At 66.1% G+C, this 14,171-nt stretch carries 12 protein-coding genes; 4 read left to right on the forward strand and 8 right to left on the reverse strand.

What is annotated here, in order from left to right; translation table 11 throughout:
• The first annotated feature begins 10 nt into the window (after nt 1-10).
• The gene (locus HZY97_RS08110) at nt 11-934 is read left to right on the forward strand and encodes a PHB depolymerase family esterase (RefSeq protein WP_257214957.1); all 924 of its coding nucleotides are present in this window, start codon (nt 11-13) and stop codon (nt 932-934) included.
• 48 nt (nt 935-982) lie between these two features.
• Here the strand turns inward: HZY97_RS08110 and HZY97_RS08115 are convergent, their stop codons facing one another.
• The 3 genes from HZY97_RS08115 to HZY97_RS08125 all read right to left on the reverse strand — a co-directional run bounded on the left by HZY97_RS08115 (nt 983) and on the right by HZY97_RS08125 (nt 3,700).
• Nucleotides 983-2,032, reverse strand: a complete 1,050-nt coding sequence (locus HZY97_RS08115; protein WP_257214958.1) for a glycosyl hydrolase family 43 — start codon at nt 2,030-2,032, stop codon at nt 983-985.
• 290 nt (nt 2,033-2,322) lie between these two features.
• Entirely contained in the window at nt 2,323-2,613 is a 291-nt protein-coding gene (locus tag HZY97_RS08120) for a hypothetical protein (protein WP_180142394.1), read from the reverse strand.
• Nucleotides 2,614-2,803: 190 nt separating this feature from the next.
• The gene (locus tag HZY97_RS08125) at nt 2,804-3,700 is read right to left on the reverse strand and encodes a diacylglycerol kinase family protein (RefSeq protein WP_180142395.1); all 897 of its coding nucleotides are present in this window, start codon (nt 3,698-3,700) and stop codon (nt 2,804-2,806) included.
• A gap of 75 nt (nt 3,701-3,775) precedes the next feature.
• On the opposite strand from HZY97_RS08125, the gene HZY97_RS08130 reads away from it, so the two are divergent.
• The 3 genes from HZY97_RS08130 (at nt 3,776) to HZY97_RS08140 (ending at nt 5,451) form a co-directional block, all read left to right on the forward strand.
• Nucleotides 3,776-4,606 (forward strand): metallophosphoesterase, encoded by an 831-nt coding sequence (locus HZY97_RS08130; RefSeq protein ID WP_180142398.1) that lies wholly within the window; start codon nt 3,776-3,778, stop codon nt 4,604-4,606.
• A gap of 79 nt (nt 4,607-4,685) precedes the next feature.
• Nucleotides 4,686-5,096 carry a low affinity iron permease family protein gene (locus HZY97_RS08135; protein WP_180142399.1) on the forward strand — a complete coding sequence of 137 codons (411 nt, stop codon included), beginning with the start codon at nt 4,686-4,688 and terminating at the stop codon, nt 5,094-5,096.
• 88 nt (nt 5,097-5,184) lie between these two features.
• Entirely contained in the window at nt 5,185-5,451 is a 267-nt protein-coding gene (locus tag HZY97_RS08140) for a GlsB/YeaQ/YmgE family stress response membrane protein (protein ID WP_180142403.1), read from the forward strand.
• Nucleotides 5,452-5,511: 60 nt separating this feature from the next.
• Here HZY97_RS08140 and HZY97_RS08145 read toward each other — a convergent pair whose 3' ends face one another.
• The 5 genes from HZY97_RS08145 to HZY97_RS08165 all read right to left on the reverse strand — a co-directional run bounded on the left by HZY97_RS08145 (nt 5,512) and on the right by HZY97_RS08165 (nt 13,966).
• Nucleotides 5,512-7,164 (reverse strand): carboxylesterase/lipase family protein, encoded by a 1,653-nt coding sequence (locus HZY97_RS08145; RefSeq protein WP_180142406.1) that lies wholly within the window; start codon nt 7,162-7,164, stop codon nt 5,512-5,514.
• The gene (locus HZY97_RS08150; protein ID WP_180142409.1) at nt 7,161-8,462 is read right to left on the reverse strand and encodes an MFS transporter; all 1,302 of its coding nucleotides are present in this window, start codon (nt 8,460-8,462) and stop codon (nt 7,161-7,163) included. The genes HZY97_RS08145 and HZY97_RS08150 overlap by 4 nt, the downstream gene beginning before the upstream one ends.
• On the reverse strand, nt 8,443-10,044 hold the full coding sequence (locus HZY97_RS08155) for an AMP-binding protein (protein ID WP_180142412.1): 1,602 nt from the start codon (nt 10,042-10,044) through the stop codon (nt 8,443-8,445). The genes HZY97_RS08150 and HZY97_RS08155 overlap by 20 nt, the downstream gene beginning before the upstream one ends.
• 88 nt (nt 10,045-10,132) lie before the next feature.
• On the reverse strand, nt 10,133-12,808 hold the full coding sequence (locus tag HZY97_RS08160; protein ID WP_257214959.1) for a TonB-dependent siderophore receptor: 2,676 nt from the start codon (nt 12,806-12,808) through the stop codon (nt 10,133-10,135).
• Between the two features lie 141 nt (nt 12,809-12,949).
• Nucleotides 12,950-13,966, reverse strand: coding sequence for an AraC family transcriptional regulator (locus HZY97_RS08165; RefSeq protein ID WP_257214984.1), 1,017 nt, complete (start codon nt 13,964-13,966; stop codon nt 12,950-12,952).
• Between the last annotated feature and the right edge of the window lie 205 nt (nt 13,967-14,171).

The raw sequence follows: 14,171 nt of genomic DNA on the forward strand, positions 1-14,171 counted from the left end.
GGTTCGGCCGTTGATCCGGCTCCTGCTCGCGCTCCTCACATTAGGTTGGACCATGCCGGCATTGGCGCATGCTCCGGGCTGTGTCGGCGCCGAACCGGGCAAGGCCAGCCTGGTGGCCATGCCCGGCACCGGGCGCTCGTTGCTGCTCTATCTTCCGCTACGCATCTCGGCGAAGCAGCCGGCGCCGTTGGTGCTGTTGCTGCACGGCAGCGGCGGGAACGGCCGGGAAATCCTCGAGCATTCGCACCTTCGCGAGACCGCTGATCGCAATGGCTTCATCATTGCGGTACCCGATGGCGGCATCGCGCTGGCCAGGGGCTTTGTCTGGAATATTCCGGGCGTACCGTCCGTGAGCGGCCAGATGCCCACGCAAGGCGATGCCGACGATGTCGCGTTCCTCGGCAAGGCCATCGACCATCTGGTGGCGGACCGCTGCGCAGCGCCCGACCAGGTCTTCGTCACGGGCATATCCGGCGGTGGCCGCATGGCTTCCTGGCTGGCCTGCGTCGATGCCGGCCGGATCGCCGCAATCGCGCCGGTGGTTGGCTTGCGCGCAGGCAACCCGCTGGGCGACGACAGGACGCGCCCCGACCCGGCGACCTGCCGGCCGTCCCGGCCGATGCCGATCCTGGCCTTTGCCGGCGATGCGGATCGAACCAATCCGATCACCGGCGGCGGTTCTCGCTATTGGCAATATTCGATGCGGGCAGCCGAAGCGCGCTGGGCCGAACTCAACGGCTGCCGGAGCGCGGTCCCGTCCCGCCCCGTCGTCGGCGACGGGATCTATGAGGAAGGCTTTACCGGGTGCCGGCAAGGCGCCGATGTGCTGGCCCGCGTGACGATCGGCGGCACGCATGACTGGGTGGCCGACAACGAAGTGCTCTGGGCGTTCTTCGCCGCGCACCGCAGGCACCCCGCGCCTCGCACCCACTGACCCGGCCACACACCCCGGACGGCACCGCCGCCCGGGGGTTTCCCTCGACTATTTCGCCGGCATCGAGGCCGCATCCCCGGGATAGGCGGCGACCAGCGCGTCATATTCCTTGCGGCTGATCTCGATCATCGAACCGTGGCGGAAGCCTTCCGGCATCGAGAAGCGGTCCCAGGCCGGCACGCGCGAATTGCCCGACACCTGATACCACGGCCCTTCCAGGCGCGGCGCCTTGGACAGCCCATAGCTCGCCCCGGCATATTGCTCATAATACATCAGCCAGTCCTCGCCGTTGGGCGCGCGGATCAGCGTCGGCGCCTCGCGGAAATTGGGGCTGATCGAGGGTCCCGGCTCCGGGAACGGGCCCAACAGCGTAGGGCCGCAGCTGATCCGCACCGTCTTGCCCGTCGTCCAGTTGTACGACGGATAGCGCTCGTCCTTGATGATCGCGCAATAGCCCTTGCCGTCGTCGTTGGGCCTGACGATCGTGTCGATCGTCGCCATGTCCCAGTCGAACAGCCGCCGCGGCGGTGCGGCGAACGTCTTCAGATCCTTCGACGTCACATAGAGCGTGCGCTGGCTTGCCCAGTAGCGCTCGGGATCCTCAGGCACGCCCGGCACGGTCGCCGTGTGCCAGGTCAGCAGGAAATTGCCCGACGGGGCATCGAAATAAAGCTTGGGCGCGCCGATGCGCTGGAGCGGGTGCGGCAGCCCCGGAATATCGGCGAGCTTGGGCTCATAGGTACCGAAGGGGGTCCAGTGGATCAGGTCGGTCGAGCTCCAGAAGCGAATCGAGCGATCGTTGTCGCTCTTGTTGCCGACCAGATAGTAACGCCCGTCCGGCCCCTTCGCGATCGAAGCATGGCCATGATAGTCCTGCGATACCGGCTGTCCCGCGTTGAGCGCCCGCCAGTGCAGCCCATCGACGCTGACCGCATAATAGAGCACGCCGTAATGCTCGCTTGTCATATGGGCGAAGAGATAGGCCTTGTCCGGATCGACATAGGGCGTCTCCGGCGCGCCCGGCGGAACTGCGACAGGCGCCTGCTTCTGCGCCAGCGCCTCGGACGATGAAAGCGCCCCGGCAAGCAACAGGCTCAACAATGTTAGTCGGCGCGCGTCCGCGTTTCTCAACTTTCCCGGCATCTCTATCCCTCCTATTTTCCGGCTGGTGCAGGTTTTAGCCCAGTAATAATAAGATAAATAGGAATAGTAGTCGAGCTGCTTCGGGATCGCCCTAGCCCTCTTTAGGAGGGCGAAAATGAATCTGATCGAAGGGCATCAGGGACGTTCGAGACGCGAGGCTCGTGACAGTCGAAAGCTCGGCGCGCCCAATCGACTGGCTCCGTGAAACGTTCGCCCCTCGCAGGCCCGCAGGAGAATAGGCCGGCCTAGCGAGAGAGGCGCCTCCGATTAGAGCGGATCTTCTTGCCATAGTGCCGAACAAGGGCGCGCGATGCGCCGCCAGGCGATGCTCCGAAACCGCCCGTCAAAAGGCGCGCCTGCGCTTCGATCGCAGTTTCGATCTTTTCAGCTACCATCAAGTTCGCCTCGGCCATCGCGGCGCTGCCGCCATTTGCGATCTTGAACGTCCGCAAGGCGATTACGGTGTTGGCTTCCACGCTCAGACTCCAGAGGTCGAAGCCAAATTCCCAAGCGCTCGAAAATGCATCACGTGCCATGAGAGTCTCCAGCCTTGGAAAATGAAACCGCGCCTGGTGCCGCGGTCTGTGCCGGTTCTTCGGAAGAGTCCCGCGCGGCCCGGCGGGGGTCATCGTCATAGAGGCGGAAGAAATACCCGGGCATGTCCACACAATGCGCAAGCGCCGCGCGGGTTTCCTCAGCTCCGACTGTATCCTGGCCTGGAACGGCTCAGGGTTGGACCACCCTTAGTCCGCCCGCGCGGATCTTGAATTTCAGCGGCAGATCGAGCTGCTTCACTTCGCCGTCGAGCGCGATCTCGATCGTCGCGGCGTGCCCCCGCACGGTGAGCGCCTCGGTATCGCCGAGCGCGGCGAAGTCCTTGCCACGGTCTGCGAGGCCCAGCGCAGCGCGCAAGCCGAACCACAAAAGCGCCGGCCTGCTGGCGTGCGAGACGGCATAGACCGAGAGCTTGCCGTCGTTCACGGTCTCGCGCGACCCGACCGAGCCCGCGTCGAGCGAATAGCGGTTGTTACCGACGAACAGCAGCGGCGTGACGATCGGCGCGGCGCCCGCGCCCATGTCGATCCGCAGGCGGTGATGGTGCAGGCGCGACACCGCGTCCCAGGAAGCGGGCACCATGGCGAGCCATTTGGGCCAGCCCTTGCGATCCTGGATGGCCTCGCGATCGCGCACCATGAAGGGATAGAGGCCGACCGAGGCGTTGTTGACGAACCGCCGGCCATTGACCTCGGCAACGTCCACGGGCTTCGCCATTCCCTTGGCCGCCAGTTGCGCAGCCTTGGCGAGATCCGTGGGGATTTCGAGGTCGCGGGCGAAGTGGTTGAGGGTGCCGAGCGGAAGGATTGCGAGCTCGACATCCTTGCCCGTCAAAAGCTGGGCAGCGGAAGCAACGGTGCCATCCCCACCTGCGATCACGATCCGCGGATATTCCGTCGCAGCCCTTTCGATCGCGTCGGCCAGGCCATCGGCGGGAAGCATCTGGACATCGGCCTGGGCACCGGCGGCATCGAAGGCCGCTTCCACCTGCGCCTCGAGCCTGTCGCCCGCGGCCTTTGCCGCACCGCCTTCGCGATTGATCAGGACAGGCAATTTGGAAATCGTCATGCCTGCGTAACGAGCGCAGTCGGTCTTTGTTCAGGCCTGGGTGAACCCGATCGGCCAAATGCTCGTTTGCGGGTCATGGCCCGTATCGCACATCTCTCCGACATTCATTTTGGCGCAAACGACCCGGCGATCGTCGCCGGCACCGAAGCCTGGCTCGCCGAGCAGCGCCCGGACCTGGTGATCATCTCGGGCGACTTCACCCAACGCGCGCGGGTCGCCCAGTTCAAGGCCGCAGGCGACTATCTGGCGCGGTTGCGCGCCGCCGGCCACAAGCTGCTCGTCGTGCCGGGTAACCATGACATTCCGCTCTATGACGTCGTCCGGCGCTTCGGCGCGCCGCTGGTCCGCTACCGGCGCTACATCTCCGAGGATCTGTGCCCCTGGTATGAAGATGACGAAGTCGCGGTGCTCGGGCTCAACACGGCGCGTTCACTGACCTTCAAGGACGGCCGGCTCAACGAAGACCAGATTAGCCGGATCGAGCGGCTGTTCACGAACGTGCCGGCGACCAAGACCCGCATCCTCGTCACCCACCACCCGCTTTTCGCCATGCCGATCGGGTCGGGAGACGAGCTGAGCGAAGCCGTCGGGCGACACGAGAAGGCGGTAACCGCGGTGTGTCAGGCCGGCGTCCGCATCGCGCTCGCCGGGCATTTCCACCGCACCTATGCCGAGGCCGCGCGCAAGATGGTGGAGAAGGCGGGATCGGCGCTCGTCATCCAGGCCGGGACCGCGACCTCGACGCGGTTGCGCAACGACGAGCCGCAAAGCTTCAACTGGATCCACACGCACGGGCTGGACGATATCGAGCTTCAGGTGATCGTCTGGGGCGACGGCGTGTTCGAGCGCGCCAACCATATCCGCTATCGCTACGAGAATGCGGACTGGCAGCGCTCCAAGGCCTGACGGATCGCATCCGACCCAATCTCGTTCAGCCTCTGGCGCAGAGGCATCCGACCTTCCGCCGGGCAGCGTAGAGGACAATATGGACGAGTTCTTCACACGGATAGCATCGCGGGCCGCAAGCTGGATGGGGCATCCGCTTGCCTTCGTCATCTCGATTGGCTTTGTCCTGCTCTGGGCGGTGAGCGGTCCGGTCCTGCACTATTCCGACACCTGGCAGCTGGTGATCAACACAGCGACGACGGTGCTGACCTTCCTGGCCGTGTTCCTGATCCAGAACAGCCAGAACCGCGATGGCGCGGCCATGCAGGCCAAGCTCGACGAGCTCATCCGGGCAGTCGACAAGGCGCGCGGCGCCTTTGTCGGGATCGAGCATCTGACCGACGCGCAGATCTGCGAGATCCGCGACGCGCTCGAGAAGGACATGGCCGATGCCGATGAGAAGGACTCTACCGCGCGGCCGACCGTCGAGCGCCTGCTGGCGCGCTACTAGCCAGCGCCTTGGGGGAAGCGTTGCAGGCCCGGAACAAACCGCATCTCAGCGGATTGTCTTCGCATAGCTTTGTACAGGGAGAATTGAGATGGGTTGGATCATCGCACTGATCGTGGGCGGTATCGCAGGCTGGCTGGCCAGCATGGTGATGGGCCGCAACGCCTCGATGGGCATCGTCCTCAACATCGTCGTTGGCTGTGTCGGCTCGGTCATCGGCAACTGGCTGTCGGGTCCGCTGTTCGGCATTCGCGGCAGCGTGCAGGAATTCTCCGTCACCGGGCTCATCATCGCCTTTGTCGGAGCCGTGGTCCTGCTCGGCATCTTTAACCTGGTGCAGCGCAACCGGGTTCGTTGAGCGTTGAGGCAACGCCGGCTGCAATCGCGGACGGCGTTGCCTCGACCCTAATCGTCCAGGTTACCGCACCGGCGCGCAGCCGGCGCTCGGTGCGGGGAGGACGGGTGCCGTGCTGCCCGTGCGCCAGGTCCAGGACTGGCTTCCCTCCGCCCGGCGCCGACACATGACCTGCTCGTGGAGCGCATACATGCCCGGCATCAGGTCGTTGGACGCGCGCGGCACGTCGGCAAATTGCATGAAGGCGCCCGCGGCGCCGATCGCATTCCAGGCCGGGCCGTTTGCCGTAACGGGCTTTCCGTTGCGGGCAAAGCTCGTCCAATAGTCCAGCATCGCGCCGGAGAGCTGCCGTTCGGCGGCGGTGTCCGGGATCGCGGGCCAGAAGGACGGCGTGTTGGTCATCGTGCCGAACACGAACGGCACTTCACTGGCGTGAAAGCCGGTGAGGCCCGCGGCATCGGCGGCCGGATAGCTGTGGCTGAAATAATAGAGATAGGCCGGTTGCCCGATCGCGGCCTGCTTGCGCACCAGCCGCTCGGAGGTCCAGCCGAACACCGCGTCACGCGTGCTGTCGAGACCGTTCTGGGCGAGGTCGCCGGAGGCAGGATAGAGGCGGAGATAGGCATCCGCCAGATCGCCGTACCGCGCCCTGACTTCGGCGGCATAGGCGTCCGCGCTCGCCGATGGCGGCGGCAGCAAATGGCGCAGCGTCCGGATCTCGCCGCTGTTGAAGCCGGCGATCAGCGGAACCGGCGCCTGCTCGCCGCGATCAAAGGTGTCGACAAGCTGACGCTTGAGGATCTTCCCGTCGATCGTGCCATAGGGGACATAGCCCGTCGCGGCGGATGCCTCGACCAGCTTCTGTGCATCCATCGCGCGCAGCGCCGCGAGGTCGGGCGCCGCGAGCTTGCCCATCAGCCAGGTGCCAATGTCTTCGGCGGGGAACTCCTCGCCGCGCTTGGCGCGCAGTTCGGGCATGGTGAAGAGATAGCCGCTCTCGACGATCGCGCGGTCGAAGGTGCCGCGCGCCCGCGGCGAGGCGAGGAGATATTCGGTACTGAGCGCACCCGCGGACTCGCCGAAGACCGTGACATTGGCCGGATCGCCGCCGAACGCGGCGATGTTCCTGCGCACCCATTTCAGCGCCTCGATCTGGTCGAGCAGGCCATAATTGCCCGAAATGCCCTCGGGGGATTCCTTGCTCAACTCAGGGTGTGCGAGGTAGCCGAGCACGCCCAGCCGATAGTTGATCGAGACCAGCACGACCCCGCGCTTGGCGAACTCGCGGCCGTCATACATCTTCGAATGGCCCGATCCCCAGATCAGCGTGCCGCCGTGGATCCACACCATCACCGGCGCCTTGCGCGCGTTCGCCGGCGCGGTCACGTCGAGCGTCAGGCAATCCTCGGACATCGCCACCTTGCCGCGGTCATACGGCCCCGGCGCCATCGGTGGCTGCATGCAGGCGACGCCCATCGTCTGCGCGGCGCGCACGCCTGTCCAGCGCGGCATCGGGGCGGGTGCGCGCCAGCGGCGCTCGCCCAAAGGCGGCAGCGCATAGGGGATCGCGCGGAATACATTGGCGTCACCCTCGCGCAGTCCCTTCACCGATCCGGCCGGTGCGTTCACGACCGGCTGTGCCGAGGCACTGCTCGCTCCGGCGAACGCGGCGGATAGGGCGATGGCGGCTAGCATCAGGCGCGACAGGGTCTTCATGACAGGCTTCCTTCGTGGAGGCGTTCGGTGCGGCGGATCAGCCGGGCGAGGAACAGGAACAAGGCGGCGCCGATCAGGTACATCGGCGCGAGCGCGAAATAGGCCATCTGCAGGGCATGCGGCCCATAGGCCGGGCGGAAGAAGTCGCTGGCCATGCCGACATAGGTGGGCCCCAGGCCAAGCCCGATCAGGTTCATCACCAGCAGCAGCAGTGCCCCCGAGATCACCCGCCGCTCGGGCGGCACTTCGCCCTGCACGAAGGTGACGGTGGCAGAGAGGAAGAACGAATTCAGGAACATCGGCACGCACAGGAAGAGCAGCGCCAGTTGCCAGCCCGGTGCCCAGGCGAAGCCCAGAAAGAAGGGCAAGGCGAGCAGCAGCGAAACCGCGGGAATCGTCGCATAGGCAGCCTTGCTGCGCGCCGCGAACCGGTCGACCAGCCGGCCCGAGGCGTAGATGCCGGCGCCCATGCAAATCCCGACGACCAGCGCGTACCAAATCGCGACCTCGCCCATCGTCATGCCCTTTTCGCGCATGAGGAAGAGCACCGTGAAGTTGAGCAGGCCATAGGTGATGAAATTGCCCGCGCCGCTCGCCAGCGACGCGGTGAGCAGGAGCGGATTGCCGAAGAACTGCGCGATGGTCGCGAAGAAACCCGCTGCCGGGGCGGGGGCGCCTTCCTGCTGCCTGCGGCTCGGCGCCCGGACGACCAGGCAGACGGCAAGTGCAGTCACCACGCCGATCGCGCCGATGACGTAGAAAGGCAGTCGCCAGTTGAACGCCGCCGCGAGCGACGCGCCAAAGGCCACGCCCAGCGCGGACCCGAGCGGCGGGCCGAGGTTGAAGATCGCCATCGCCGTGGTGCGCCGCTCGCGCGGGAAACTGTCGGAGATGATCGCATAGGAGGGCGGCACTCCGCCCGCCTCGCCGACGCCGACCAGCATGCGCGCGGCGGCCAGTTGCATATAGCTGCCCGCCAGGCCGCAGGCTGCGGTTGCCGCGCTCCACAGCGCGCAGCCGACCGACAGCACGGCGACGCGGCTCGTGCGATCGGCCAGCCAGCCGATCGGGATCGCGATCAGGCAATAGAAGAGTGCGAAATAGAAGCCGGTCAGCAGCCCCAATTGCCCATCGCTGATCCGCAAACTGTCCTGGATCGGCTTGGCGAGGATCGAGATCAGCTGGCGGTCGAGGAAATTGAGCACATAGACAAAGCACAGCATCGCCAGCGTGACGCGCGCTGCGGCGCTGGAGCCCGGTGCCGCCTGTGGGCCGGTGTCAGCGGACGGAAACGACATGGCGGTCGAGCTCCCCCTCGGCATAAGCGGCGCGCAGCCGCACCTTGTCGATCTTGCCGGTCGCCGCCAGCGGCATGCTCGGCAGGCGGACCACTTCGTCAGGCAGCCACCAGTCGGCAACCCTGCCCCGCAGCGCCTCGACGAACGCCTGTGCATCGTCGGCCTCCCCGTGGCGAAGCTCGACGACCAGCACCGGGCGCTCGCCCCATTTGGGATGCGGCTTGCCGATCACGGCCACCTGCCCGACGCGCGGATCGCGACCGATGATCGCCTCCATCTCGGCAGGGTTGATCCATTCGCCGCCCGACTTGATCAGGTCCTTCGAGCGGCCGCGGATCGTGAGCGAGCCTTCGGCGTCGATCGTCGCGAGATCGCCCGTGTCGAAATAGCCTTCGGCATCCAGCGCATCCTCGGTTGCGCCGAAATAGCGGTCGATGATGGCGGGGCCCTTGACCTTGAGATGGCCGACCACCCCGCGCTGCTCGGGGAGCGTGACGCCAGCCGCATCGGTGAGCTTCAGATCGACGCCGATCGGCGGACGCCCGGACGAGCGCTCCGCAGCAGGCGGAAACTGCGGGGAGTCGGCCGTGCCGAGGGGCGACATCTCGGTCATCCCCCAGGTCGTCTGGACGCGGACGCCGAGCCGCTCTTCCATCCGCCGGATCAGCGCATCGGGGCATTTCGATCCGCCGATGATGACACGCTCGAGGCTCGGCAAATCCTCGCCGGTAACATCGAGATGGTCGAGCAGGCCGATCCATACGGTCTGCACGCCGCCGGCGATGGTCACCTGCTCGTCGCGGATCAGCGCGGCCAGGCTGGCGCCGTCGAGCTCGCGGCCGGGCAGCACAAGACTGGCTCCCACTGCCGGCGCGGAGAACGGAAACCCCCAGGCATTGGCATGGAACATCGGAATGGCGACCAGGATCGTGTCCTTCGCCGACAAGCAATAGGCGTCGGGCTGGATCGACATCAGCGTGTGGAGATAGTTGGAGCGGTGGGAGAACACGACGCCCTTGGGCTTCCCCGTCGTTCCCGAGGTAAAGCACAGGCCGGCGGGGCTGGCCTCGTCGAACCGGCCCCACGCGACCGCACAGCCTTCTGCCTCGACCAGCGCATCGAGTCCGTCAACCGGGATCCCGCAGGCGCTGTCGATCGGCGAATTCTCATCAAGGACGATCACCCGCTCGATCGCCTCACAAAGCGGCAGCAGTTCGGGGAGCATCGGCAGCAGGCTCCCGGCGATCGCCAGCACCCGGTCCGCCGCCTCGTTGATCATCGCCGCCAGATGCGCCGGCGTGAGCCGGGGGTTCAGCGTGTGGCAGACCAGACCGGCGTTCATCGTCGCATAATAGAGCTCGAGATGGTGCTGGCTGTTCCACGCCAGCGTGCCCACCCGGTCGCCGGGACGGAGCCCAAGCGCAAGCAAGGCGCCGGAAAGCCGGTTGCTGCGCGCCCGCAGCTCGGCATAGCCGGTGCGTTGCTGGATCGCGCCGCGCGACGCCGTGGCGACGGTGCGGGCGCCGTGCCATTTCGCCGCATGATCGATGAACTTGTCGAGGGTCAGTGCGAAGGATTGCATGTGCTGCGTGCTTACTCGGTAAAGGGGCGGAGGCCGTCCGGTATCGGGAAGCGGCGCGCGGGCCCCGACACCGGACGGTGGTTTTCGATCAGAAGGTCTTGCGCAGCCCGACCGACACGTTGCGGCCGAGATTGTAGCTTCCGCCCACGCCGTCCGTCGCCGGGAAGAAGGGGGGCTTCTGGTCGAGCAGGTCGTTCACGAGCAGGGAAAGCTCGGTTCCCTTCGCGAAGCCGATGTCCGGCAGCTTGACCGAGAAGTGGAGATCGATCGTCGTGTAGGACCCGGCGCTATACTGGGCCGTCCCGGTCGGCGTGGCGTAGAGGCCGGTGACGCCGTGGCGATAGTTGACGAAACCGACGCCGGTCACCGGGCCGACCTGCGCGCCGATCGTGCCGCGCAGCGTTGCCTTGGGAATGCCGAGGTCCAGCTGGTTCGACACCGCCGAAGTCGGCGAAAGCCGCGTGTCGAACTTCAGGATGTAGTTGCCGGCCAGGCCGGCGAAGACGGCGCCGAACTTGGTGGATGTGCGATAGCCGATGTCGAAGTCCAGGCCGTTGGTATCGCGGACGCCGAAATTGCCCTGGCGGAAGTCGAGCAGGTTTCCGATCGGCGGAAGCGCGCCAGCCGCGAAGTTCACCGGCACCGCGATCGACAAGAGGCTCGAAAGCTGGGCCGCGCTGGGGTTGCGGAAGACGACCGCCGCAAAGGTCGGATCGGTGAAGGCGATGCTGCCGCCCGGCGTGCCGATCACATCAGTATAATGGATGTCGTAGAAGGTCCCGCTCACCCGCAGGTTCGGCAGGAAGGCGGGCTTCAGGTCCGCGCCGACCGACCAGGTCCGGGCCTTTTCCGGCTGCAGACCGCGATTGCCGCCATAAAGCGCGACCGTATCAACCTGCGCTGCGCCGCGCGACGGATCGCGCAAGGCACTGCCCGCAATCGCGGCTGCGTTGAAATAATAGGCGCCGACCGTGGCCGCGACGTCGCGCAGACCCGGCGCACGGAAGGAGGTGCCATAGGTGCCGCGCAGCATCACGCCGTGCACCGGCTCCCAATTGACGCCGACCTTGGGGTTGGTCGTCGATCCAAAGTCGCTGTAGTCATCGTAGCGGGCGGACAGCGACAGCGCGAGGCTACGCATCAGCGGCGCGGCATTACCGTCCCCGAAGATCGGCACGAAGATCTCGCCGTAGACCGACTTGACGTTGCGATCGAGCGTTTCGGGCACCTGGCTGCCGCCATAGATGCCGCGCTGCCGGAATGCCTCGTGCCGATACTCCGTCCCTGCCGCTACCTTCAGCTGCCCGCCGGGCAAGTCGACGATCGTCCCGTCGACCTTGGCCGCGCCGAGATAGGTCCGCTGGTGGATCGTCAGGTCCCCGGCATAGTCCAGGATCTTGGCGACGACCGCCGGCGAAGTGCCGTTGCCGAACGGGTCTAGCGCGGTGGCAACCGTCGAGGCGGATGCCGCTGCGTCGAGCGCCGTGGGGTTGATCGCCGGCAGGTATGAGTCGTTCCGCGCCCAGTCGAACGTCCCATAGACGCTCAGCTTGAAGTCCCCCGCCAGCCTGGCGTCGAGCCCGGCGGACGAATTGCCCGCCCGCACCCGGAACTTGTTGTCGATATGGTCGGCACCGTAGAGATTGTCGGTGCGGAACTGGACGAACTCGATCGTGGCCCCGCTGCCCGGCGGCGTCCGGAAGAACGGGTTCTGCGAGAAGCCGGGGATATTGTAGAGGATCACGCCTCCCGAAGCCCCTGCGCCGGCCGGCGGCGGCGCCTGGACGGTGTCCTTGCGGTCGGAATAGAGAAGCTCACCCCACAGCGTGATGCGGTCGCTCAGGTCCTGATGGGCGGTGAGATATCCGCTGTGCAGCCGGGTTTCCGGGACAATGTCGGTAACCGCACCGTTGTCACACATATTGCGTGTGTTGGGCGCCAGGCCGGGGGCGGCATAGTAGATCGCATAGGCCGTGGTGTTCACTGCGACGTTCGCCGCGGGACAGACCGTGCTGCGCGAGTCGACGCCGCCATAGGGCCGAAAATCGACCACGCGGAAATCGCGGTCGGCGCCGGTGATGTTGCTGTTCTCGGCATATTGATAGGCCGCGACGAACGATCCGCTGCCCCAATCCTGGCCGAACAGGCCACTTGCGCTGAAGTTGTGATAGTCGTCGGCCATGCCGTAGCGCACCGACGCCTCCAGCCCGGATGCGCGCTTGCGGGTGATGAAGTTGATCACGCCGGCGACTGCATCCGAGCCGTAGATCGCCGATGCGCCGTCGGCGACGATCTCGAGGCGTTCAATCGCGAGATCGGGAATGAAGGGGAAGTCCGGGTTGGTTTCCTTCGTACTGGAGGCGACCAGCCGGTGCCCGTTCATCAGCGGCAGAGTCGCGCTGGCCGGCAAGCTGCGCAGGCCAGGCGCAAACGAGCCCGCTCCGCCGCCGCTGGCACGCGCCGTGGTATTGAAGCTGTTGAGTTGCGGAACGGTCGCGAGCAGATCCGCCGTGGTGTTCGCGCCGATTGTCTTGATGTCGTCGCGCGTAACGCTGATCAGGTTCGAGCCCGTCGGCGGCACGCCGCGGATGCTCGATCCGGTCACGACGATCTGTCCCTCGTCCTGCGCGGCAGGCGCCTGCGCTTCGTCCTGCGGGGCCTTGGCCGCGGTAGCGCCATCCTGGGCGCCGGGCGTGCTCTGCGCCCAGGCCGGCGCCGCCGCGCACAGCAAAGCTGCAAGCGCGCAAGCGCCCATGAGCGGCATGCGCCTGCTCAGATTCCGAGTCCTCATCCTGCAATCCTCCCCACGTCTTTTTTCGTTGGGAGCATCGTCCTCGCCAGCGCGAGCCTTGGCGATGACGGGTTTGACGGCCAAATTTAACCCAAGTGACCAGGCGTGTGTCAGTCAGGCGCCCGTGCGTTCGCTCAGCAACATCGAGGCCGCGGCGAGGCGCGCGCCATCGGGCTTGTAACGGTCGCGATATTGGGAGGGGGTCAGGCCGGCCCATTCGGTGAAGTTGCGCGAGAAGCTGCCGGGCTCGCTGAAGCCCACGCGATAGCCCACTTCGGTGATCGGCAAGTCGGTCACGAGCAGATAGGCGGCCGCCAACTCGCCGCGCAGCCGCGTCCGGATTTGCTGGAAGCTCTCGCCTTCGTGCGAGAGATCGCGGCGCAGCCGGCGTGGGCGGCTGCGCAGCCGCTCGGCGACTGCCTCGATCGGTACCGACCAGTTCCGCGACCGCTGGAAATCCACCAGCGCGTGCTCGGTGCGCGCCCGCCACGTGGTGTTGCCGGTGGGCGTGGCGAACCAGTCCGGGATGCTGGCATTATATTCCTGAACGTCGGCAAGCGTCCCGTGCCGCAGCCGCGTGCTCAGGTCACTGCGGTCGTAGAGCAGCGCGTCGAACGGCGCGTCATAGTGGATCGGGCAGCCGAACACCGCGAACCGGTCGAACCCGTTCGGCTGCACTGGCCGGGGGCCGCGCAACTGCACGCCGCGCAGGCGCAGCGGCCGTCCGATCAGCCAGCTGAAGAACTGGAAGATCCAGATGAAGCGGAACCAGACGAAGATGTCGCGGTCGACGCCTTCGATCGTATGGTAGACGCAGACATGCTTCGCGCCCCAGCGGTCCTCGATCAGTTGCGGGCCGATATCCTCGGACAGCGCCTGGGTGAAACGGATGCTCACCCGGATCGACTCGCCGAAGGTCTCGCAGTGCAGATAGGCAAGCGTGCGCTCCATATCGAGCGCGAGCCGGCAACGCTCGGCCATGAAGCCGATAAAGGCATCGTCCAGCGCCAGCTGGATTTGCTGGACCAACCGAAACACCGAACGGCCGTCGATCGCGGCACGCGCATCGCCATAGACTCTCGCGTCGATGCCGGCCTTGCGCAGCAATGCTTGCGCGTCCTGTCCACGCATCACCGCACCGGCCAGGAGGCTTTCGACTGCAACTCCGTCGAGCCCGGATACGGTTGAAGACCTCGACGCCAGGTCCGGCAAGTTCGCAACGTCGCTCATGCAAATCCTAGGATTCCACGATCGCCAGCGATGTGCCAGCGCATTCGGAATCACGGAGACTTCGTCCAAAGCCGAGAAAAGGCCCCGGCTGAAAATCCGAGGCTTA

It is taken from the genome of Sphingomonas sp. R-74633 (assembly GCF_013416555.1).
Classification (GTDB): Bacteria; Pseudomonadota; Alphaproteobacteria; order Sphingomonadales; family Sphingomonadaceae; genus Sphingomonas.

Bases quoted from the DNA above. Each gene is read 5' to 3' on its own strand.
- HZY97_RS08160 (WP_257214959.1), bottom strand. From the start codon at position 12,808: ATGCCGCTCATGGGCGCTTGCGCGCTTGCAGCTTTGCTGTGCGCGGCG.
- HZY97_RS08155 (WP_180142412.1), bottom strand. From the start codon at position 10,044: ATGCAATCCTTCGCACTGACCCTCGACAAGTTCATCGATCATGCGGCG.
- HZY97_RS08150 (WP_180142409.1), bottom strand. From the start codon at position 8,462: ATGTCGTTTCCGTCCGCTGACACCGGCCCACAGGCGGCACCGGGCTCC.
- HZY97_RS08135 (WP_180142399.1), top strand. From the start codon at position 4,686: ATGGACGAGTTCTTCACACGGATAGCATCGCGGGCCGCAAGCTGGATG.
- HZY97_RS08145 (WP_180142406.1), bottom strand. From the start codon at position 7,164: ATGAAGACCCTGTCGCGCCTGATGCTAGCCGCCATCGCCCTATCCGCC.
- HZY97_RS08140 (WP_180142403.1), top strand. From the start codon at position 5,185: ATGGGTTGGATCATCGCACTGATCGTGGGCGGTATCGCAGGCTGGCTG.
- HZY97_RS08130 (WP_180142398.1), top strand. From the start codon at position 3,776: ATGGCCCGTATCGCACATCTCTCCGACATTCATTTTGGCGCAAACGAC.
- HZY97_RS08120 (WP_180142394.1), bottom strand. From the start codon at position 2,613: ATGGCACGTGATGCATTTTCGAGCGCTTGGGAATTTGGCTTCGACCTC.
- HZY97_RS08125 (WP_180142395.1), bottom strand. From the start codon at position 3,700: ATGACGATTTCCAAATTGCCTGTCCTGATCAATCGCGAAGGCGGTGCG.
- HZY97_RS08165 (WP_257214984.1), bottom strand. From the start codon at position 13,966: ATGCGTGGACAGGACGCGCAAGCATTGCTGCGCAAGGCCGGCATCGAC.